A 20,222-nucleotide genomic window follows, 5' to 3' on the forward strand; every position below is an offset into this window, starting at 1 on the left:
CCCGGCAGGCGGGCTCCGCCCACCACAGACGTCGCCGGCCGGCCCCCGGATGCTCGGCCCGTCCCAGTCCGCCGCCTGCGGTCACCAGCCCCGGCGTGGCGTCAACGCCGATGCCGGTCACGACCGTGGGTTCGATGCCGCCGTCGGCCGGTCCGGCCTGCTGCGCCTGATGGCGCGAGACCGGTCCTGGGCCCTGCTCGTACTCATCCTTGACGTGCGGCACCCAGGCCGCGTCCGGCATGCCCGGCGCCAAGAACCCGGTACAGCCGTCTTCTTGGCACAGTTCGGCCGACCACGCGGCCTCACCTGAGGCGACAGGCTGCCACCAGGCGGATTCTCGGACATACCGCCCTTGCTCTCCCTGTCGCGTGGACGGGCAGGCCACTCAGCGGTGCTGCCATACGAGGGTGTAGCGCCAGAACAGCCGACGGCGCAGTCGTGCGCCGGGCAGGACCGCATGGGCCTCCCGGACGATGTCGGGGAAGCTCATGTCCGCCGGCCGGGTCCTGGCCGTCATGGAGGCCGGGCGAGGTGCTGTGCGGCCCCTGTTCTTGACCCAGCCCGTAGTGGCGTTGAGTGGGCTGGCTACGGCTCCGAGCAGGTAGTCGCCCGGAGTTGTCGGGCGCGACAGCCCGAGAATCACGAGAGTTCCGCCGGGCGCCAGGTGGCGGCGGAAGACGGTGAGAGCATCGGTGAACGGCAGATGGTGGATCGCGGCGACGCACGTGATGACGTCGTAGGAGTCCGCGGGGATCCCGGTCAGCGCGTCCGCGGCCGTGAAGGTGACGGGAGTTGCCGGAGGGGTCAACTCCCGTGCCTGGGCCGTGATCTCCGGGTCGGAGTCGATGCCGTGTACCGTGCCGGCGCGCACGGCCAAGAGCCTGGCCAGGTCGCCACTGCCGGAGCCGACGTCCAGGGCACTGTCGAAGCGCCGGGGCAGCTGCCGCAGGATCCAGGGGTGGTAGTGGGCGTTGTGGTCCCAAGGGTGGGCGGCATTGAACTGGTCAAGAGCCCGGAGGACCCGGTGCGGCAGTGTCGTCATGCCGCCACTCCATCAAGTTGCTGTTGCCCGCGGCACGGGGATGGCCGACGGCCTGTGAGCCGTATCCGCCGCGGAACCACCGGGAACTCCGTACCGGGGGTGCCGGTTTACCGGCGGCGGCTCCGGTCGCGCGGGGACAGGGACGAATCGGAGAGGTGGACCGCGTGCCGCGCCGGGGCGGGCTGCTCGGGGCCCGTCTCTCGCGCCCGAGACCGAAGGCCGCCGCTGCCGAAGGGGCGGATGACGGTGGAGCGTGATCCGGCTGCGGTCGATGAGGAGTCAGGCTCGGGTCAGGACAAGACAGGACAGGACAGAACAGGTCAGGCCGGCATGGGCGGACGGTTCGGCCGGGACGGAACCCGTTGGAGCCCCTCGTTCTCTTCGTCCGGCGGCCGACGTCTCATCCGCGTTCGCGGAGGTACGCCTCCAGTTCGGCGGCCCCGGTCAGCATCGCCCGCCCGCGGGCGGAGAGCCGGCCGCGCCAGTCGCCCAGCGCGGCCTCCAGCGGCGCCGGCCCGCCGGCCGCCCGCACCTGGGCGATCAGCGGGGCGATCTGCTCCAGCAGGTAGCCGCCCCGTCTGAGCTGGTGGGCCAGCCGGGCGTCCCGCACGTCGGCCTCCTCGTAGACGCGGTACCCGGTCAGCGGGTCGCGGCGCGGGCGCACCAGCCCGGCGCGCTCCCATTTGCGCAGCGTCGCGGGCCGGATTCCGAGCTTGTCCGCCAGCGGGCCGATGAATGTGCCGTCAGGCCCGGACACCGCCGCGTCGGGTGCGGACGCGGCGGCGGGTGCCAGGTCACGGAGGGCGCGTTCCACGGCCTGGAGGGTCCGCCGGTCGTCGAGCAGCTGGGCGTGGCTCTCGTCGATGAGGTGGCACGCCTCATCGACCGCGCCCCGGTTCACGGCCCGCATGACCGACGTCGCCGTCCGGTGGCCGTGGCCGGGCACCAGGGCGAGGAACGCGCCCAGGGCCATCGCGTGCAGCGGGGTATAGGCGCGGTAACCGTTGGGTGTGCGAGCGGCGGCCGGAAGGATGCCGGCCTCCTCGTAGTTCCTGATGGCCTGCGTGGACAGACCGTGCCCGCGCGCCAGGTCAACCGGCCTGAGCCGTCCGCCGTTTTGAAGGTTCTGTGCCATGCGCCCGACGATATCGCGGGAAAGTTTCCACCGAAGGTTCAACGATACCGTTGAAGGCATGGCTACTGACATCAAGGACACCGTCCATGCCTTCGAGGCCGCCGCCGTCATGAGGCTGCTGCCGGCCCGGCCGCGGCTGCTCGCCCTGGGCGAGCCCACCCACCGCGAGGACACTCTGCTCGGCCTGCGCAACGAGCTGTTCCGGCAGCTCGTCGAGCAGGAGGGCTACCGGACGATCGCGATCGAGAGCGACTGCCTGATGGGCCTGACTGTGGACGACTACGTCACCGCGGGCACGGGCACCCTCGACGAGGTCATGGAGCGGGGAATCAGCCACGGCTGGGGCACCTCCGAGGCCAACCGCGAGCTCGTGCGCTGGATGCGCGCCTACAACGACGGCCGGCCCGCGTCCGAGCGGCTCCGCTTCGCCGGTTTCGACGGCCCGCTGGAGATCACCCACGCCGCGAGCCCCCGGCAGGCCCTCACCGCACTCCACGGCTACCTCGCGGCCCGGATGGACGCGGACCTGCTCCCCTGCACCGCGGAAACCCTCGACCGTCTGCTCGGCGCCGACGACCGGTGGACCAACCCCGCCGCGATGCTGGACCCGGCCCGGTCCACGGGGCAGTCGGCCGAGGCGGTCCAACTGCGGGTGCTCGCCGATGACTTGGTGGCACTGCTCGACGCGCAGACGCCGCACCTGAGCACGGCGACCCCACGGGACGACTGGGACCGGGCATGCCTGTACGGGCGCACCGCGACCGGCCTGCTGCGCTACCACTACTGGATGGCCGACACCTCACCGGCCCGCATGACCCGGCTGGTGGGCGTCCGGGACCAGATGATGGCCCACAACCTCCTCGCCATCGCCGAACGGGGCCCGGCACTCGTCCACGCCCACAACGGCCATCTCCAACGGGCCAAGAGCTCGATGCGGATGGGCGGGACGCCGCTGGAGTGGTGGGGCGCCGGTGCGCTGGTGAGCGCCCGGCTCGGCGAGGAGTACGCCTTCGTGGCCACGGCCCTCGGCACGATCCGGCACCAGGGAGTGGACACCCCGCCGCCGGACACCGTCGAAGGGCTCCTGTACGCGCTCCCGGAGGACCGCTGCGTCATCGACGCCCCGCGCCTGGCCACCGCCCTCGGCGACACGCGGCCCGCGCACCGCGTATCCCCCTGGTTCGGCTACGCCCCGCTCGACCCGGCCCACTTGGCGGACAGCGACGGCATCGTCTTCGTCAAGGACGTCCCGCGGAGCTGAGGGCTGTCCCGTCATACCTGGTGGATCAGCGCGCGGCGTCGGACGCGGTGCATCGCAAGGCGGAGGAGCGTCCACATACTGGGTGTATGCGGATGTTCCGACAACGCCGCGAGGTGCCGTAGCTGTCGTCGCGCGCCCGCCAGGTAGGACGGGACAGCCCTCCCTGCAGGTCTCAGCCCTTGCGGGGGGAGAAACCGCCGCTGGCGTCGCCGTGGGCCGTGCAGTCCATGTCGCGGTAGCGGTCGACGAAGGTGCCGGTGAGGCCGGTGAACGCGTCGTACGTCTGGTCCAGGGGCAGGTCTTCACTCACCCTGAACCGCAGTTGCACGTGGACGGACTCGCGGGGCTTCAGCGTCTTAGGGCCGGGGAGGGTGCCGCGGGCGTTTCCATCGGCCTGGCGCAGCGTCTTCCAGGCGTGCTGCGAGGTGTCCCAGTACTGCAGATCGCCGTACGGGCTCAGGTCGCGCTCGCCCTCGTTGTAGACGTAACTGCCCAGCTTGGCGCTGAGTTCGAACGACTTCAGCTCCTTCGCCGAGGCGTTGGTGAGCGTGGCGGTGTAGGTCGTCCAGTGAGTGCCGAGAGTGATCGACTTGGGTATGCCGAACGAGCGGCCCACGAAGGTGTTGTTGTGGTACTGCCCGTAGGCGGTGTCGACGTCGTAGCACGTCGGGATTTCCGCGGCGGGGGCCGCCTGGGAGGCGGGCGCGGCGGCCACCGCCACGGGGAGCAGGGCGGCCGTCGCGGCCGAGGCCGACAGGGCGCGGCGCAGTTTCATGAAGATCTCTTTCCCGGTTCTTCGGACCCTTGGAGCCTCTGTCTCCAGTGCCGTTGAGTTCTGAGGACGTGGATCCTTTGGCTATCAGGTTCTTGGCGAAATGGCTGGGCTTACGTGGTGATGTCCGTGGCGCCCGGACCGGCCGCGCCCTTCCGGCGGCGCACGCCGATGACCGCACCCGCGCCGACCGCCATCGCGGCTCCGGCGGCGAGAGCGATCGCCGGGAGCGCGGACGAGGAGCCGGTCGCGGCGAGGTGGGCGCCGCCCTGCGGGCTGAGGCCACCGGTGGAGTCGGAACCACCCGTACCGCCGCCGGACCCGGCGCTCCGGCCGGGCTCGGCCGTGCCACCCGGCTTGCCCGGCTCGGCGGTCGGGGGCTGCGTCGGCTTCGCGCCCGCGGGGAGGATGGTGAAGTCGTACCAGGCTTCCTTGGCCGAACCACAGGAACCGTCGCCGTTGCGGTAGTCGCCGGCGGCGAGCGCGTACCCGGCGCCGGGCTTGGCGTCCTTGACCACGCGGGTGCGCAGTTGGAGCGTGACGGTGCTGCGCGGACCGACGGCGAAGAAGCCGAACAGGTCGTCGGGCTCCGCGTCATGGAAGGTCTTCCACCGCCCCGTCCTGGCGTCGCGGTACTCGGTCTCCAGCTCCCAGTACGGCCGGTCGACATCCTCGGCGGAGGACACGAGCAGGAAGGGCTGGACCTCCCCCAGGGGCTTGCCGGTGGTGTTGGTGAGCGTCATGGAGAAGGGGGTCCAGGCGCCGCCCGCGGTCAGCTGGAGCGGCAGCCCGTGGACGGCCACCTGCAACTGGTCGGACTCGAACGCGCAGGACTGACCCGCACCATCGGAATCACCGGTGTCCTTGCCTCCGCCGGTGGCACCACCCGCGCCGGTGGTCCCCTCAGTGGTCCCGGCGGCTTTCGGCGGCTTCCCTGGGGCGGGACGGGCGGCCCCGTCGCGGTCCTGGGATGCCGAGCCACCGGCCGCGGCTTCGTCCGGGCGCCGCGGCCCGTCCGGGTTGTCCGTTCCGCCGCCGTTCGTTGCGGCATCCGTCGGCCGGTCCGCCGGTGTTGCGGCGTCGGGAGAGGCGGGTGTGCGGGGGCCGGCCTCGGACACCGGCTCCGTGGCGAACGCGGCGGCGGGCGCGGCCAGTACGGCGGCGGGCGCTATCACGGCAGCCGCCGCGGCGGCCGTCAGGGCGCGGCGAATCTTCATCCGGCAGACCTCCCGGATCTCAAGTGCCGCCTGGACGGCACAGGTTGACGTTCGTCATGTTCAGGCCGTGCATGGCGCATGGTGCGCGTGGGTGCGCATGCAGACATGCGTACACGCGCACATCGGCGCCTCGTACGTGACCACTCGCACTGCGAAAAGGTTGCACGCTCAATTCACCGAAGTGGCTGAAGTGGTGCATGGGGTGGGAGGTATCCCGGGAATTCCGCGTGCCACCCTCGGCGGTCCGGCCTGCCGGGGCGCCCCGGAGGCGCGGGAGGCGTCCGGCCGTCAGTGGCGAAGACGGCCGTTGAGTGCCGGGCGCCCCCGGGTGCCGGCAGGCCGGGGACCTCCGCAATGGGCTCGTGCCGCACCGTGGCTCGCCTCCCGGGAATTCCGCGTGCCACCCTCGGCGGTCCGGCCTGCCGGGGCGCCCCGGAGGCGCGGGAGGCGTCCGGCCGTCAGTGGCGAAGACGGCCGTTCCGTGCCGGGCGCCCCCCGGGTGCCGGCAGGCTGGGGACCTCCGCGATGGGCTCGTGCCGCACCGTGGCTCACCTCTCCTGAGACCGGACATCGCCGGCGACGTCGAACGTTCGGCGCAGGATCCGACACCGGTGTTCCGCACCTCCGGAGCCCGGCCGGACCTGCCCGACGTCCCTCTCACCCGCGCACGTCCGGCTGGTCGTCAAGCGCGGCTCCGACGGGATCACCCGGCGTCCGGCCCGTTCGACGTGGGTGCAGGGGGCGCCGCCTCACTGGAGGGCGTGGACCGCCGCCGCGAAGACGGCCGGCAGCCTGGCCGCGGTCGGTACGATCCGCCGGGCGGCGGCCGGCCGGCCGCTCGCCCGGACGAGTGCCTCCGTCAGCAGCCGGTGGCGGCGCGACAGACGGCGCCACTGGCTCTCGTACGCCTCCGGACGGCCCGCCGTCAGGCAGCGGACGGCGGCGGCCGCCGATGCGAGCGCGAGGGCGATGCCCTCACCGGTGAGGGCATCGACATAGCCCGCCGCGTCACCCACGAGCAGCACCCGGCCCGCGGTACGGCGGGCGACCCGCTGGCGGAGCGGGCCGGCCCCGCGCACCGCGTTGTCCGGTGGGCCGGCCAGCAACGGCGCCAGGTGGGGGAAACCGCGCAGCTGGTCGTCGAAGCCGCGCCGCGCCGTGCCGAGTACGGCCACGCCGACCAACTCCTCACCCACCGGGGTCACATACGCCTCACCGCAACGGGACCAGTGCACCTCGATGAAGTCCGACCACGGTGCCACGCGGTAGTGCCGCCGCAGGCCGTAACGCCGGGGACGAGGGTCGGGCAGGTCCAGGCCGAGGGCGCGCCGGACGGGTGAGTGGAGCCCGTCCGCGGCGACCAGCCAGCGCGCCCGCAGGCCCGCGGCGTGTACGCGGTCGGCGCTCTGGCGTACCTCGCCGACCCGGCCGGGCAGGATGGTGACGCCGGCTTCGGCGGCCTGCCGGGACAGCGCGGCGTGCAGCACCGTACGGCGCACGCCCAGCCCGGTGCCGTCGCGGAAGGACGCCTGTGCGCGGTGCGGTCCGTCCAGGTAGCGGACACCGCGCAGCGGGTGGCCGGTGACCTCGGCGCCCAGGGCGGTCAGGGCGCGCACCCCGCCGGGCATGATGCCCTCGCCGCACGCCTTGTCCACCGGCGTGCCGCGCGGTTCGACCACCACCGTCTCCATCCCGGCGCGCGCCGCGTGGAGGGCGGTGGCCAGTCCGGCCGGTCCGCCGCCCGCGATCAGCAGGTCGATCACTGCCCCGCGTCCGGGGTGACGACCGGTGCGCGGAGCCCGGTTGACATCCGGCTGCGGACGAGTGCCCGGTTCTCGCACCGGATCCGTACGGTCAGCAGCGCGGCGTTGAGGACGCCGAAGGCGAGTGCGGTCAGCCAGGCCCCGCGCACCAGGGGCAGGGCGAGCCCTTCCGCCACCACGGCCACGTAGTTGGGGTGACGCAGCCGGCGGTACGGGCCCGCGCTCACCAGGGGCAGGCCGGGCACGACGAGGACGCGGGTGTTCCAGCGCGGCCCCAGGGTGCGGATGCACCACCAGCGCAGCGCCTGCGCGGCGGCCACGACGGCGGTCATCGTCCAGCCCAGTACGGCGTCGAACGGCCGGCCGGCCACCCACGCCTCCGCCAGGCAGCTGGCCAGCAGCCCGCAGTGCAGGGCGACCATGGCCGGATAGTGCCGGTGTCCGGCCTCGACGGCGCCGTGGGCCAGGCTCCAGCGTGCGTTGCGGCGCGCGACGGTGAGTTCGGCGATCCGCTCCGCGCCGACGGCGAGCACCAGCAGGGCGTACCAGATCATGTGTCCCCGTCCCTCCGGGTCAGGTGTCCGCCGTCCCGCCGCATCAGGTGTCCCCGTCTCTTCGGAGCGGATGTCCGCCGTCCCGCCGGATAGGGGCGGATGTCCCCGTTCCTACCGGCTGTCCCCCTCTCTACCAGCGCAGCAGCACCAGTTCGGAGCAGAACCCGGGCCCCATGGAGAGCAGCAGCCCCGGGGTACCGGCGGGTGGCCGACGCTCGGCCAGGGTGTCGCGCAGCACGTGCAGCACGGATGCGGAGGAGAGGTTGCCCACGTCCGCCAGCGAGCGCCGGCTGAGGTCGAGGGCGCCGTCGGGCAGGGCGAGGGATTCCGCCAGCGCGTCCAGCACCTTCGGGCCGCCGGGGTGGCAGACCCAGGCGGTGACGTCCGTGCGGCGCAGCCCGTGGTCGGCGAGGAAGGCGTCGACGTCGGCGGCGAGGTTCTTCCGTACGAGGTCGGGGACGCCGGCGTCCAGTACGACGCGGAAGCCGGAGGCCGTGATGTCCCACCCCATCGCGTCCTCGGTGCCGGGGTAGAGGTGGCTGCGGCCGGCCACCACCGTCGGCCCGCCGGCCACCGCCCGGCGCGCGCCGCACGCGACGACGGCGGCGGCGCCGTCCCCGAACAGTCCGGTGGCGACGAGGTTGGCCGGCGCGGCGTCGGCGCGCTGGAGGGTGAGCGTGCACAGTTCCACCGACAGCAGTACCGCCACGTCGTCGGGCCTGCCGAGCAGGTAGTCGTGCAGCCGGGCGAGGCCCGCGGCTCCCGCCACACAGCCCAGGCCGAAGATCGGCAGCCGCTTGACGTCCCGGCGCAGCCCGAGCCTGCTCACCAGGCGCGCGTCGACGGACGGCGCGGCGATACCGGTCACCGAGGTGAACATCAGCAGATCGACGTCGCGGGGGGAGAGCTCCGCCGTGTCCAGCGCCGCGCGGACGGCGTCGGCACCGAGCTCCACCGCGGTGGTGATGAAGGTGTCGTTGGCCGCGCCGAAGTCGTCGAGACCGGCGTACCGGTCGAGCGGCAGCGCCATATGGCGGGCGCCGACCCCCGCGCTCCGGTGCAGCCGATCGAGGGCGCGGCGGTCGGTCCCGACGGGCAGACAGGTCCGGGCGACCATGTCCGTGATCTCGCGTTGGGCGTACCGGTACGGGGCCAGCACTCCGTGCACGGCTGCGATGCGGGTCATCTGCGGTCCGGGGCCGGGAGAGGGGTCACCCTGCAACAGATGCCCCGGGCCGCGGCCGCCCGACACCGCGTCCCCGCCGAAGTCGCCCGTCCGGCCGCAGCCACAGCCGCAGCCACAACCCACGGGGATCTCCGAGGAGGCACGGGCGGACGGGTGGGCGGACCACGGGGCCCGGCGCGCGCCTCGTCACCCCTCCGGGCCGGGCCGGCGGCATGGCGCTGCGCCCCGGCCGTGGTGCGCTTGCCTAAGGGCTGTCCCGTCATACCTGGTGGATCAGCGCGCGGCGTCAGATGCGGTGCATCGCACGGCGGAGGAGCGTCCGCATACCGGATGTATGCGGACGTTCCGACAACGCGGCGAGGTGCCGTAGCTGTCGTCGCGCGCCCGCCAGGTATGACGGGACAGCCCTTAGCATGACCGCGTGGATGCCATGGACCGGGCGGGCACCGCCGACCGGGTACCGGACACCGGTGCGGCGGCGCGGGTACCGCGTACGCCGGACGGCCGCGGGCCACGGGCGGCGGGTGCGGTGTGCTCGTTGCTGAGGGCCTGTCACCCGGGGCCGACCGCAGCGGTCACGCTCCTGACGGGCGGGCTGGCGGTGGCCGCCGGGCGGACCGGACCCGGGGTGCTGCTGGTGGTCGCCGCGGTGCTGGCGGGGCAGTTGTCGATCGGCTGGAGCAACGACGCGGTGGACGCCGCCCGCGACACCGCCGTCGGCCGGCGCACCAAGGCGGTGGTGGCGGGCTCGGTGACCGCAGGTGCCGTACGGATCGCGGCGTGTGCCGCCCTCGCGCTCTGTGTGCCGCTCTCCTTCGCCTGCGGGCCGCTCGCGGGGGCGGTGCATCTGGCCGGGGTCGGCGCGGGCTGGGCGTACAACCTGGGGCTGAAGTCGACCGTGCTGTCGTGGCTGCCGTACGCCGCGGGGTTCGCCTCGCTCCCCGCCTTCGTGGTGCTGGGCCTGCCGGGCCGTCCCTGGCCGCCGTGGTGGACGGTCACCGGGGCCGCGCTGCTCGGGGTCGGCGCGCATCTGGCCAATGTGCTGCCGGACATCGCCGACGACCTGGTCACGGGGGTGTACGGCTGGCCGCAGCGGCTGGGCCGACTCCGGTCGGGCCTGCTGCTGCCGGTTCCCCTGGTGGCGGCGACCGCGGTGCTGGCGTTCGGGCGGCCCGGCCCGGCCGGTGCCGCCGGGCCGCTCGCCGTGGCCGCGTCGGTGATCGTGGCGGCCGGCGGGGCGCTGCTGGGCCGTACCCGGCCGAAGGTGCCGTTCGCCGGGGCGGTCGCCGTCGCGGCGGTCGGGGTCGTCCTGCTGCTGCGGTAGGGCGTGGCCACCGGCTGAGGTACGGCGGTCCGCCCACCGCGCCCCGGCGGTGCGGGCACATCGCCCCGCGGACCGCCGTCGCCACCCTCGTGCACGTTCCCGGCGCGGCGAGGCCGGAGAGGAGAGCCGAGGAGAGGCAAGGCAGGACGGCCCTCGGAGCGTCGGCCCGCCCGGGGGCGGTGTGCTCCGCCTCGTCCGGGACCGGCACGGTCCCCGCCCGGCACCGGGAAACGACGACGAAGCCGCGCGGCGCGGCCTCGTCGTCGGGCGGCGGCCTTACGGGTGGCACGGCGGCGGCCACGGGCGGGCCGGGCATCGTCCTCCTGGGCGGCCGGGGCCTCGGCGGCGGCGCTCTCCGCGGCGGGCTCGGGCGCCTGACGACGAGGCCGCGCGGTGTGGCCCGGCGGCCCGCGGCGACGACCAGCGGTGACTGACGACGAGCCGCGGAGGACGCCGTGGCCGAGCGCCCTCGATGGCCGACGCCCCGGGCGCCGAGGACGGCCACCACGGTCCCGACCGGCTCACCATTGGCGCGCGGCCGGCCCGCGGCACGCCCGCGGCACGCCGTTCAGCCGGTCCCGTCGGTGTCGCGGTAGGTCGGGCGGCCCGCGAGCCAGGTGCCGAGGACGCGGATGTGCCGGATCCGCATCGGGTCGGCGGTGCGTGGGTCGTCCGACAGCCAGACCAGGTCCGCGGGGGCGCCGGGCGCCAGCCGGGTGCGGTCGTCGGCGTATGCCTGGTGGGCCACACCGGCGGTGTAGGCGTCGAGTGCCTGGTCGGCCGTCAGCCGCTGATGGGCCGTCCAGCCGTCGCGCGGCTCGCCCTCGAAGGTGCGGCGGGTCACCGCGACCTGGATACCGGCCAGCGGCTCGTGGGAGGAGACGGGCCAGTCGCTGCCGAACGAGAGCCGCGTCCCCGAGCGCGCCAGATCCCCCATCGGGTACTGCAACGCCGCGCGCTCCGCACCCAGCCGGGGAATGCTCAACTCGGTCTGGAGCGGGTCCAGTTGGGCCCAGAGCGGTTCGAAGTTCGCGATCACGCCCAGGGCCGCGAAGCGCGGCAGGTCGACGGGGTCGGCGAGCTGCACATGGGTGATCACCGGGCGCCGGTCCCAGGCCGGGTTGGCCGCCACCGCGGCGGCGATCGCGTCGAGGGCGGTGCGCACCCCCGCGTCACCGATGGCGTGGATGTGCACCTGGAACCCGTCGGCGTCGAAGGCGCGGACGGCCGCGGCGAGTTCCGCCGCGGGCCAGACCGGCATACCGCAGGTGTGCGGGGCGTCCTGGTACGGCGCCAGCACCGCCGCCGTACCGCCCTCGATGACACCGTCGCAGAAGAACTTCACGGTGCGCGCGGAGAGCAGGGCGCTGCCCGCGGCCTCGACCCGCTGCCGCACTGCGGCGAACGGCGCGCGCTGCGCGCGCCAGCGGTCGGGGTCGGCGCGCTGGGCGAGGTTCACCCGGAACGCCAGGGCGCCGCGCCGGGCCGCCGCCAGGTACGGCCGCACCATCTCCGGTTCGACCCAGGCGTCCTGAACCCAGGTCAGCCCCGCTCGGGCGTAGTGCGCGCCGGCCACCCGCAGTGCCTGGACCAGTTCGTCCACCGGCCGTGCCGGGAGCCTGTCGAGCACGAGGTCGCAGGCGTGCCACTCGCGCAGGGTGCCCATGGGGGTGCCGTCGGGGCGCCGGACTATCCGGCCGAGCGGCGGGTCGGGGGTCGTCTCGTCGACGCCGGCCCGGCGCAGTGCCTCGGTGTTGCACCACACCGTGTGGTAGTCGTCCGCGCGCAGGACGGCCGGCCGGTCGGGTACGGCCGCGTCCAGCCAGCGGGCGTCGAACTCGCCGTCGGGCGCGAGCGCCGGGTCGTAGGAGGCGCCGACGATCCACTCCTCGTCCGGGTGCGCGGCGGCCCAGCGCTTGACCTCGGAGACGACCGCATCGACCGTCGCCAGCCCCTTGATCCGCGGTCCCGCCTCCTCCAGGCCGCCGAACATCGGGTGGGCGTGGCCGTCCCCGAAGGCCGCCGTGAGCAACCCGCCGCCGAGGTCGATCAGTTCCGCGGCAGTCGGCGCCATGGCCTCGGCCCGTGCGCCGAGTGCGACGACCCTGCCGTCGCGTACGGCGAGCGCGGTGCTGTCGCCGCGGCCGTCCGCGCCGTCGCCGGTACGCACCGTCCCCCGGAAGGCCAAGGTCCCCGTCGTGGCTGCCATGTCAGTCGATTCCTCTCGGTGTTGCGGTGTGGCGGTGTGGCGGTGTGGCGGTGATGCGGTGTTCGGTGATGCGGTGTGGCGGTGCCGCGGTGTCGCACCGGCGGTATTGCCGTGTGTCGTCCGGTGCGCCACGTTGCGACAGGAGCGGAGTGCCGCGTCGCGTGGGGCGGCGCGGCACCACGGCGGTGTGCGGTGTGCGGTGCCGTGCCGGGGTCAGCCGCGTTCGGCGTCCACCGTGGTGAGCAACGCGTACCGCTGCGGGTCGCGGCGGCGGATGCGCAGCGCGACGGCCAGTCCGGCGGCGAACGCGAGCGGCAGGGGGACGAGGAGCGCGGCGTTGATCCCGGCCGAAGCGCCGGTCAGCAGACCGAAGTTGCGGCACACCAGCACGGTCAGCACGGCGAGCCCGGCGCCGGCCAGCAGCGGCGCCGCCACCACCCGCCAGGCGGGCAGCCCCCGGCGGTCGCGGCGGAAGAAGCCGTACACGGCGAGCGCGGTGAGCGCCTGCATGATCATGATGCCCAGGATGCCGGTGCCGTTCGTCCACAGGAACGTGACGGCGTACGGGTCCGCTCCGGTGGCGATCGTGGCCGACACCACGACGAGCCCGAGCGCCGACTGGAGGACGACCGCGGCGGCCGGCGATCTGGTCCCCGCCGTCACGGTGCCGAGGCGGCGCGGCAGCAGTCCCTCGCGGCCCAGGGCGTAGAAGTAGCGGGTGGCGCCGTTGTGGAAGGCGAGGGTGGCGGCGAACGCGCTGGTGATGATGAGCAGATGCATGGCGTCGGCGGCCCAGGCGCCGGCGAACCGCTCGGTGGCGGTGAAGACCATGTCGGTGCCGCCCGCGCCGTTCGCCACCGCCTGCACCCGGTCCGCGCCGAAGGCGTTGATGATCGTCCAGACGGTGAAGGTGTAGAAGAGCGCGAGGAAGCCGACGGCGATATACGTCGCGCGCGGCACCGAACGTTCCGGCCGGCGTGCCTCCTCGGCGTAGATCGCGGTCGCCTCGAAGCCGATGAACGCGCCGACGGCGAGCACGAACATGCCGCCCACGCCCGCGTTGGCGAGGTGCTCGGGGGAGAGTGCACCGAGCCGGGGGCCGTCGGGCCCGCCGCCGTGCGCGAACACCCCGGCCTCGAACACCAGCAGGACCAGCACTTCGAGGGCGAGCGCGACGCCGAGCACCTTGGCGCTGAGGGTGACCTTGAGATAGCCGAGGGCGCCGATGGCGGCCAGCCCGACGAACGCCCAGACCCACCAGGAGACGCGGACGCCCGTCAGCTCGTGGAAGCCGGATTCGGTGAACCGGCCGAAGGCGGCGAGCAGTCCGACCTCGATGGCGTTGTACGCGAGCAGGGCCACATAGGCCGAGCCCACCCCGACGGCCCGGCCGAGGCCGCGGCCGATGTACGCGTAGAACGCGCCGGCGTTGCGGACGTACCGGCTCATCGCGGTGAAACCGGCGGCGAAGACGATGAGCAGCAGGCCGGAGATCAGATAGCCGAGGGGCGCCGCCTGGCCGGCCATGCCGATCGCCACCGGGGCGACACCGGCCATCACGGTCAGCGGCGCGGCCGCGGCCACCACGAAGAAGACCAGGTCACCGGCGCCGATGGCGCCCTTTTCGAGAGCGTCGGCGGCTGCGGTGGACGAGGCTGTGGACGGAGCGGTGGGCGGTGAAACGGACGAATACGACGAAGATGTGGACGGCTGCGGGCTCATGCGCGATCCTCGTAACTAATGGCTTTAGTTTTGTGGGGAGACCGTACGCGGCACACGGTCCGTGGGGAAGCCCTCGGGGGAATCGGATCCCGGCGGACTGTTCGGGCCGCGCGAGGAAGGAAGTTGGGCCATGGGGAGGCCGCACATACCGCTGCTCAGCACGGACCGGATCATCCGGGAGGCGCTGGCGCTGATCGACGCCGAGGGCGCCGACGCGTTCAGCCTGCCCCGGCTCGCGGCGCGGCTGGGTATCAGGACGCCGTCGCTCTACCACCATGTCGCGGGCCGGGCGGCGGTCGTCGAGGGCGTACGGCGGCTGGTCGTCGAGGAGATGGACACCTCCGCGTTCGCCGACCGCCCGTGGGACGAGGCGCTCACCGCCTGGGCGCGCTCGTACCGCGACGCGTTCGCCCGGCATCCGCACGCCATCGCACTGCTCGCCACCACCACGATCAGCTCACCGGCCACCCTCGCCATGTACGAGACGGTCCTGGGCGCGCTCGACCGCGGCGGCTGGCCGTCGGAGCGGCTGGTCGCGGTGCTGACGAGCGTGGAGGCGTTCCTGCTCGGCTCCGCTCTCGACCTCGCCGCTCCCCCGCTGATGATCGACCCCTCGGCGGACGGCGCGGCGGTGCCGCTGCTGGCCGCGGCGCTGGACAGCGTGCCACGGAAGGCGGCGCGGGCCGAGGAGGCGTTCGCGACGGGCCTGGACGCGCTGGTCCGCGGTCTGGTGGCGCAACTCGCCGAGGCGCGCGCCTGAGGCGCCGGGGGCGGGTGCGCGGTGGCGGTCCCGCCGTGCTCGCACGCGCTCGCCCGACACGGCGACGGAGCGGGGAAGATTGCGCGGCTCCCGGTTGTTGAGCGATCGTCATGACGGTCTGCGGCGGCCCGCCGCCGCGGCCCTGTGCCTACGAATCAATTCTTCGATGAGGGGACGGGCAGCATGCCTCTTGAGGGTGAGTACGAGCCGAGCCCTACGCAGTGGGTGCGCGACCAGGTCGCGTTGTACGAGAGCTCCGGCGGCACCGAGGGCACGACGATGCGGGGCCTGCCCGTCATCGTCCTGACCACCCGGGGCGCGAAGAGCGGCAAGATCCGCAAGAGCCCGCTGATGCGGGTGGAGCACCAGGGGGTGTACGCCGCGGTCGCCTCGGTGGGCGGCGCCCCCAAGCACCCGGTCTGGTACCACAACCTGGTGGCCGACTCCCGGGTGGAGCTCCAGGACGGCACCGTGCGCCAGGACATGACGGCGCGTGAGGTGACCGGCGAGGAGAAGGCGGTCTGGTGGGAGCGCGCGGTCGCGGCGTTCCCCGACTACGCCGACTACCAGCAGAAGACGGCCCGCGAGATCCCCGTCTTCGTCCTGGAGGCGACGCCCGCCGGCTGACCGGGTGCCGGATGCCGCCGTGCCCCATGTCCCCGTCCCCGGGTCCATGGGGCACTGTGCCGTCCGGCGCGGTGGCGGTCAGCGGGGGACGAGGGAGACCTCGGTGGCCTTGACGCCGGTCCACACGGGTACGCCGTCGGCCAGGCCGAGTTCGAGGGCCGCCTGCGGGGTGATCTCGGCGACGAGGTCGGGCACCTCCGACGAGCTGATCAGGATCCGTAGCCGGCTGCCCGCCGAGGTGATCTCGCGGACGGTGCCCGGCCAGACGTTGCGCGGACTGCCCCCGGGCTTGTCGCGGTGGACGGAGACGGCCTCCGGCGCGATGATCGCCAGCGCGCGGGTGCCGGCGGGGAGGCTCTCCGCGACGACGAGCCGGCCGCCGCCGGCCGGTGCGAGGCCGTCGGCGGTGGCGGTGCCGGGCCAGGCGTTCCGGCCGAGCATCCGGGCGACCCACGGCGAGTGCGGGCGGCGGGTGACCTCGGCGGGCGAGGCGTCCTGGAGGGTGCGGCCCTCCTCCAGGACGAGGACGCGGTCGGCCAGCGAGACCGCCTCGACCGGGTCGTGGGTGACGATCAGGCAGACCCCGCCGAAGCCCGCGAGGTGGGTACGCAGGGTGTGCCGGACATGGGCGCGGGTGGTCTGGTCCAGGGCGGCGAGCGGCTCGTCGAGCAGGAGGAGCCGGGGCCGGGCGGCCAACGCGCGGGCCAGCGCGACGCGTTGGGCCTGGCCGCCGGAGAGCTGGGCGGGCTTGCGGTGGGCGAGGTGGCCGACGTCGAGCCGGTCCAGCCACCACTGGGCCTCGCGGCGGGCCTCGGCGCGCGAGACGCGGTGCGCGCGCAGCCCGTACGCCGTGTTGGTCAGCGCGCTCAGGTGCGGGAAGAGCGCGCCGTCCTGGGGCACCCAGGCGACGCCGCGACGGTGCGGGGGCAGCGCACCGGCGTCGGTGCCGCCGAGCCGCAGGGCCGCGTGGGCGCGCGGGGTGAGGCCGAGCAGGGCGCGCAGCAGTGTGGTCTTGCCGGCGCCGTTGGGGCCGACGACGGCGATGGTGGTGCCCGGATCGGCGTCGAGGGTCAGCTGGTTGAAGCCGGTGACCTCGGCGTGCAGCGGCCAGCGCTCCTGCGGAGCGGAGGACTTGGGGGCCGCGGGTTCCGGGCGGGGGTGGCCGTCGTCCCCGGCGGGCCGTGGCGGCGCCGGGTGCGCGTCGTCGGCGGGGCGTGCCGCGGAGCGCGGGACGCGGCGGGCGCGGACGGTGGCGCCTCCGGTCCAGCGGCCGCGCAGGCCGATGAGGACGGCCATGGCGATGGCGAGCAGCAGCAGGGAGACGGAGGTGGCGGCTTCCGGGGAGTCCTGGAGCAGCAGATAGACCTGGAGGGGCAGCGTCTGGGTCGTCCCGGGCAGGTTGCCCGCGAAGGTGATGGTGGCGCCGAACTCGCCGAGCGCCCGCGCCCAGGTCAGCGCGGCGCCGGCGGCGAGCCCGGGAGCGACCATGGGGAGGGTGACGGTGCAGAAGACCCGTACCGGCGAGGCGCCGAGCGAGGCCGCCGTCTCCTCGTAGGCGGGGCGCAGCCCGGCGAGCGTGCCCTCCAGGCTGATGACCAGGAACGGCATCGCGACGAAGGTGGCCGCCACCACCGCGCCCGAGGTGTGGAAGGGCAGGGTGAGGCCGAAGGTGTCCTCCAGCCAGGGGCCGAGCAGACCGCGGCGGCCGAAGCCGAGGAGCAGGGCGACACCGCCGACCGTGGGCGGCAGGACCATCGGCAGCAGCACCAGGGTGCGCACCAGGGTCTTGCCGGGGAACGTGACGCGGGCCAGCAGCCAGGCCAGCGGCACCCCGAGCAGCAGGGACAGCCCCAGTGCCCAGAAGGAGACGAGCAGCGAGAGCCGGAGGGCTTCGGTGACGCCGGGGCTGGTGAGGTGGGTGCCCAGCTCGCCCCAGGAGGTGCGGGCGAGGATGCCGATGAGCGGCATCAGCAGGAACGCGATCGCCAGGAGGGCGGGCACGGCCAGGGCGACCGGAGTACGGGTGCCGGGCGTGCGGGTGCGGGGGCGTCTCATCGGGGGTCCTGGGATCGGGGGCGGCGGGCGGATCGGGGCGGGCCGACGGGACGCGTACGGCGGGGCGCGTACGGTGCGGGCCGCGCGGCCGCAGGGAGCTGTCCGGCCCCCGATCCGGACGGCTCCGTGCGGTACGCGCCGTGGGGCGCGTGGGTCGCAGGCCGTGGGACGGGCGGCTGCCTACGGCTTCTGGAAGCCCGCCTTCTGAAGGATCTGCTGCGCCTCGGGCGTGTTCAGCCACGTCACGAACGCGGCCGCGGCCGCACCGTTCTTGGACGTCTTCAGGGTCGCGGCCGGGTAGTCGGCGACGGCGTTCTGCGCGTCGGGGATGTCGATGGCCTCGACCTTGCCGGGCGCGGTCGCGGCGTCCGTCTTGTAGACGATGCCGGCGTCGGCCTCGCCCAGTTCCACCTTGCTCAGCACGGCGCGGACGTTGGGCTCCTGGGAGACCGGGTGCACCGCGAGGTGCTGCTGGTCCAGGACCTTCTTGCTGTAGCGGCCGACCGGCACCTCGGGGGCGGCCAGGACGACCTTGAGGTTGCTGCCGGTGAGGTCCTTGAGGTCGTGGACCTTCTTCGGGTTGTCCTTGCCCACCGCGATGACCAGGCGGTTCCTGGCGATGACGGCCGGGGTGCCGGTGTCCGCCTTCAGCCCGTCCATGGTCTTGGTGTCGGCGGTGACCAGGGCATCGGCGGGGGCCCCCTGCTTGACCTGGGCGGCCAGTTCCTGCGAACCGGCGAAGGAGAACTTCACCTTGGTGCCCGGGTGCGACTTCTCGTAGACGGCGCCCGCGGTCTTGAAGACGTCGGTCAGCGAGGCGGCGGCCAGCACGGTGAGGTCCGCCTTGGCGGTGCTGCCGCCGGACTTCTCGGCACCGCCGGCCTTCGCGCCGTCGTCCTTGTTGCCGCATGCGGCGAGCGGAACGAGCAGCGCGGCGGTGACGATCGCGGCGGCGGCACGGCGTCCGGTGAAGGCGAGGGACATGGGGCGGGACTCCTTGGGACGCGGGGCGACCGGTGCCGCCCGAGCGGGTAGGGACGAGCCGCGCCGGGGACGGCCGACGCCGCTCGGTCGACGCGGTGGCTCAGGTGCGGTCGATGTGCACATTGGTGGACTTCACGCGGGCGGTGGCCTGCATGCCCACTTCCAGGCCCAGTTCCTCCACCGCTTCCCGGGTCAGCAGGGACACCAGGCGGTGCGGGCCCGCCTGGATCTCGACCTGGGCGGCCACATCGCCGAGCTTCACGGCGGTGACGATGCCGGGGAAGGCGTTCCTGGCGGAGGTGTACGAGATGTCCTCCTCGCCGCTGCCGTTCTGGGCGACCTCGACGGAGAAGGCGGCCAGGTCACGGCCGTCGATGAGGCGGCGGCCGCTCTCGTCGCGATGGGTCGCGACCTTTCCGGCGTCCGCCCAGCGGCGGGCGGTGTCGGGGCTGACGCCCAGCAGACGCGCCGCCTGGCCGATCGTGTAGGACTGCATATGCGACAACATATTCGCCATTGGCTGGTATTTGCAATTCATAAGCCAATCTCGCCCAGCAGATGCCAGGGAGAACAGCGAAAGGCGCCGTGGAAGGATCGGCGGCCCTTCCCGCCGCCGCCCCTTCCCGGGCGGCGCGGCCTCTCCCCCGGGCGGCGCGCCCCCTTCCCCGGGCGGCGCGACTCCTCCCCCGGGCGGCGCGCCCTCTCCCCCGGGCTGCTTTCCTCACCGCTCCCCAGGACCGCCCTCACACTCCCCGGCGGCCTCCCAGGTCCCGACCCGGATGCCGGTGATCGCGCTGATGTAGCGCGCCCCGCAACGGTCGGTGGGCACCACCAGCTGACTGCCCGCCGTGTCCAGCCCGTGCCCGTCCAGGGAGGCGGCCAGCAGCACCGGCGCATCGCCGAAGTCGGCGTCGATCTCCGCCCAGGCCAGCACGGCGTGATGCCCGTCCCCACCCGTGACGGACAGCAGGAACCGGGAGCGGTCCTTGCGCCGCCGGGCGTCGAAGGCGGGCCCCGCCTCGCCCACCACCTCCCGCAGCAGCGGCCCTTCGAAGGTGTGCCGGCGCGGCCCGCTGGTGGCGCAGTCGAAGACCACCCGGGCGCGGTGCTGCGCCCACCGCTCCCGGAGATCGGCGACGGTCAGCGAGGCCGGGCGGCGCACCTGACCGCCGATCAGAAAACGCCGGACGGCGACGCCGGAAGCGGCTCGGGCGGCCGCGGCGTCCACGGGCGCGGCGCACCCGGACGTGGGGCATACGGGAGCGGGGCACCCGGAGGTGGGGAATCCGGGCGTGGTGCCTATGGGTGTGGTGCGGGACGGCGTGCCGGTCCGGCTCATGGATGTCCCCCTCCAGACGGTCCGCGCGGCGGCTGCCCTCCTGTGATGCCCGACCACCCCACCGGCGAACCGCGTCTGCCATCCCCTTGCGCTTCTTTACCTCGCCGATGCGAGGTGAAGCACTCCCTACGGGCGGCATGTCCGGGTTGGCCGAGAGCGTCACCCGGCCATCCTGACGACGCGCGGACCAGCTGGGCACGGGCACCGCGGCGGCCCCGCGCGCCGGACCGCCGGCCCTTGCGGGTCCGCCGGCGCAGGGCCGGCCGGCGTCG

17 protein-coding genes are annotated in these 20,222 nt (G+C 74.1%); 4 read left to right on the forward strand and 13 right to left on the reverse strand.

Annotated features, from left to right (window positions below):
- Nucleotides 1–385: 385 nt before the first annotated feature.
- The gene (locus ACLJWH_RS33970) at nt 386–1,042 is read right to left on the reverse strand and encodes a class I SAM-dependent methyltransferase (protein WP_411145636.1); all 657 of its coding nucleotides are present in this window, start codon (nt 1,040–1,042) and stop codon (nt 386–388) included.
- Nucleotides 1,043–1,442: 400 nt separating this feature from the next.
- Nucleotides 1,443–2,177, reverse strand: a complete 735-nt coding sequence (locus tag ACLJWH_RS33975) for a TioE family transcriptional regulator (protein ID WP_411145637.1) — start codon at nt 2,175–2,177, stop codon at nt 1,443–1,445.
- A 58-nt stretch (nt 2,178–2,235) separates the two neighbouring features.
- Here ACLJWH_RS33975 and ACLJWH_RS33980 point away from each other — a divergent pair, with 58 nt between their 5' ends.
- On the forward strand, nt 2,236–3,438 hold the full coding sequence (locus tag ACLJWH_RS33980) for an erythromycin esterase family protein (protein WP_411145638.1): 1,203 nt from the start codon (nt 2,236–2,238) through the stop codon (nt 3,436–3,438).
- A 172-nt stretch (nt 3,439–3,610) separates the two neighbouring features.
- On the opposite strand, the gene ACLJWH_RS33985 is transcribed toward ACLJWH_RS33980, so the two are convergent.
- The 5 genes from ACLJWH_RS33985 to ACLJWH_RS34005 all read right to left on the reverse strand — a co-directional run bounded on the left by ACLJWH_RS33985 (nt 3,611) and on the right by ACLJWH_RS34005 (nt 8,930).
- Entirely contained in the window at nt 3,611–4,213 is a 603-nt protein-coding gene (locus tag ACLJWH_RS33985; protein WP_411145639.1) for a hypothetical protein, read from the reverse strand.
- Nucleotides 4,214–4,323: 110 nt separating this feature from the next.
- Nucleotides 4,324–5,427, reverse strand: coding sequence for a hypothetical protein (locus tag ACLJWH_RS33990; protein WP_411145640.1), 1,104 nt, complete (start codon nt 5,425–5,427; stop codon nt 4,324–4,326).
- 749 nt (nt 5,428–6,176) lie between these two features.
- A complete protein-coding gene (locus tag ACLJWH_RS33995) occupies nt 6,177–7,190 on the reverse strand; it encodes an NAD(P)/FAD-dependent oxidoreductase (protein ID WP_411145641.1) in 1,014 nt (337 codons plus the stop codon).
- Nucleotides 7,187–7,744 carry an isoprenylcysteine carboxyl methyltransferase family protein gene (locus ACLJWH_RS34000; RefSeq protein ID WP_411145642.1) on the reverse strand — a complete coding sequence of 186 codons (558 nt, stop codon included), beginning with the start codon at nt 7,742–7,744 and terminating at the stop codon, nt 7,187–7,189. Before ACLJWH_RS34000 ends, ACLJWH_RS33995 begins: the two co-directional genes overlap by 4 nt.
- A 130-nt stretch (nt 7,745–7,874) precedes the next feature.
- Nucleotides 7,875–8,930: a type III polyketide synthase gene (locus ACLJWH_RS34005; protein WP_411145643.1), complete on the reverse strand. Its 1,056-nt coding sequence runs from the start codon at nt 8,928–8,930 to the stop codon at nt 7,875–7,877.
- Nucleotides 8,931–9,360: 430 nt separating this feature from the next.
- On the opposite strand from ACLJWH_RS34005, the gene ACLJWH_RS34010 reads away from it, so the two are divergent.
- The gene (locus ACLJWH_RS34010; RefSeq protein WP_411145722.1) at nt 9,361–10,254 is read left to right on the forward strand and encodes a UbiA family prenyltransferase; all 894 of its coding nucleotides are present in this window, start codon (nt 9,361–9,363) and stop codon (nt 10,252–10,254) included.
- 568 nt (nt 10,255–10,822) lie between these two features.
- Here the strand turns inward: ACLJWH_RS34010 and ACLJWH_RS34015 are convergent.
- Both ACLJWH_RS34015 and ACLJWH_RS34020 read right to left on the reverse strand, forming a co-directional pair.
- Nucleotides 10,823–12,463 carry an amidohydrolase gene (locus ACLJWH_RS34015; RefSeq protein WP_411145644.1) on the reverse strand — a complete coding sequence of 547 codons (1,641 nt, stop codon included), beginning with the start codon at nt 12,461–12,463 and terminating at the stop codon, nt 10,823–10,825.
- Nucleotides 12,464–12,676: 213 nt separating this feature from the next.
- Entirely contained in the window at nt 12,677–14,185 is a 1,509-nt protein-coding gene (locus ACLJWH_RS34020; protein WP_411145645.1) for an APC family permease, read from the reverse strand.
- A gap of 130 nt (nt 14,186–14,315) precedes the next feature.
- Between ACLJWH_RS34020 and ACLJWH_RS34025 the strand changes: the two genes are divergently transcribed.
- Together ACLJWH_RS34025 and ACLJWH_RS34030 are read left to right on the forward strand one after the other, a co-directional pair.
- A complete protein-coding gene (locus tag ACLJWH_RS34025) occupies nt 14,316–14,945 on the forward strand; it encodes a TetR/AcrR family transcriptional regulator C-terminal domain-containing protein (RefSeq protein ID WP_411145646.1) in 630 nt (209 codons plus the stop codon).
- Nucleotides 14,946–15,128: 183 nt separating this feature from the next.
- The gene (locus ACLJWH_RS34030; RefSeq protein WP_411145647.1) at nt 15,129–15,572 is read left to right on the forward strand and encodes a nitroreductase family deazaflavin-dependent oxidoreductase; all 444 of its coding nucleotides are present in this window, start codon (nt 15,129–15,131) and stop codon (nt 15,570–15,572) included.
- A 78-nt stretch (nt 15,573–15,650) separates the two neighbouring features.
- Here ACLJWH_RS34030 and ACLJWH_RS34035 read toward each other — a convergent pair whose 3' ends face one another.
- The 4 genes from ACLJWH_RS34035 to ACLJWH_RS34050 form a co-directional block, all read right to left on the reverse strand.
- Nucleotides 15,651–17,627, reverse strand: coding sequence for an ABC transporter permease (locus tag ACLJWH_RS34035; protein ID WP_411145648.1), 1,977 nt, complete (start codon nt 17,625–17,627; stop codon nt 15,651–15,653).
- A gap of 180 nt (nt 17,628–17,807) precedes the next feature.
- A complete protein-coding gene (gene modA / locus ACLJWH_RS34040) occupies nt 17,808–18,611 on the reverse strand; it encodes a molybdate ABC transporter substrate-binding protein (RefSeq protein WP_411145649.1) in 804 nt (267 codons plus the stop codon).
- A gap of 100 nt (nt 18,612–18,711) precedes the next feature.
- Complete coding sequence (locus ACLJWH_RS34045; RefSeq protein WP_052854238.1) at nt 18,712–19,107, reverse strand: molybdopterin-binding protein; 396 nt, start codon at nt 19,105–19,107, stop codon at nt 18,712–18,714.
- Nucleotides 19,108–19,332: 225 nt separating this feature from the next.
- Nucleotides 19,333–19,950: a molybdopterin-dependent oxidoreductase gene (locus ACLJWH_RS34050; RefSeq protein WP_411145650.1), complete on the reverse strand. Its 618-nt coding sequence runs from the start codon at nt 19,948–19,950 to the stop codon at nt 19,333–19,335.
- Nucleotides 19,951–20,222: the final 272 nt, after the last annotated feature.

This window comes from Streptomyces sp. x-80 (assembly GCF_046549095.1).
Taxonomy (GTDB): domain Bacteria; phylum Actinomycetota; class Actinomycetes; order Streptomycetales; family Streptomycetaceae; genus Streptomyces; species Streptomyces celluloflavus.

Excerpts from the sequence above, each read along its gene's own strand:
- ACLJWH_RS34030 (WP_411145647.1), top strand. The coding sequence starts at position 15,129 with ATGCCTCTTGAGGGTGAGTACGAGCCGAGCCCTACGCAGTGGGTGCGC.
- ACLJWH_RS34045 (WP_052854238.1), bottom strand. The coding sequence starts at position 19,107 with ATGCAGTCCTACACGATCGGCCAGGCGGCGCGTCTGCTGGGCGTCAGC.
- ACLJWH_RS34010 (WP_411145722.1), top strand. The coding sequence starts at position 9,361 with ATGGACCGGGCGGGCACCGCCGACCGGGTACCGGACACCGGTGCGGCG.
- ACLJWH_RS34000 (WP_411145642.1), bottom strand. The coding sequence starts at position 7,744 with ATGATCTGGTACGCCCTGCTGGTGCTCGCCGTCGGCGCGGAGCGGATC.
- ACLJWH_RS34050 (WP_411145650.1), bottom strand. The coding sequence starts at position 19,950 with ATGAGCCGGACCGGCACGCCGTCCCGCACCACACCCATAGGCACCACG.
- ACLJWH_RS34035 (WP_411145648.1), bottom strand. The coding sequence starts at position 17,627 with ATGAGACGCCCCCGCACCCGCACGCCCGGCACCCGTACTCCGGTCGCC.
- ACLJWH_RS33990 (WP_411145640.1), bottom strand. The coding sequence starts at position 5,427 with ATGAAGATTCGCCGCGCCCTGACGGCCGCCGCGGCGGCTGCCGTGATA.
- ACLJWH_RS33985 (WP_411145639.1), bottom strand. The coding sequence starts at position 4,213 with ATGAAACTGCGCCGCGCCCTGTCGGCCTCGGCCGCGACGGCCGCCCTG.
- ACLJWH_RS33970 (WP_411145636.1), bottom strand. The coding sequence starts at position 1,042 with ATGACGACACTGCCGCACCGGGTCCTCCGGGCTCTTGACCAGTTCAAT.
- ACLJWH_RS34015 (WP_411145644.1), bottom strand. The coding sequence starts at position 12,463 with ATGGCAGCCACGACGGGGACCTTGGCCTTCCGGGGGACGGTGCGTACC.
- modA (WP_411145649.1), bottom strand. The coding sequence starts at position 18,611 with ATGTCCCTCGCCTTCACCGGACGCCGTGCCGCCGCCGCGATCGTCACC.
- ACLJWH_RS34020 (WP_411145645.1), bottom strand. The coding sequence starts at position 14,185 with ATGAGCCCGCAGCCGTCCACATCTTCGTCGTATTCGTCCGTTTCACCG.
- ACLJWH_RS34025 (WP_411145646.1), top strand. The coding sequence starts at position 14,316 with ATGGGGAGGCCGCACATACCGCTGCTCAGCACGGACCGGATCATCCGG.
- ACLJWH_RS34005 (WP_411145643.1), bottom strand. The coding sequence starts at position 8,930 with ATGACCCGCATCGCAGCCGTGCACGGAGTGCTGGCCCCGTACCGGTAC.
- ACLJWH_RS33975 (WP_411145637.1), bottom strand. The coding sequence starts at position 2,177 with ATGGCACAGAACCTTCAAAACGGCGGACGGCTCAGGCCGGTTGACCTG.
- ACLJWH_RS33980 (WP_411145638.1), top strand. The coding sequence starts at position 2,236 with ATGGCTACTGACATCAAGGACACCGTCCATGCCTTCGAGGCCGCCGCC.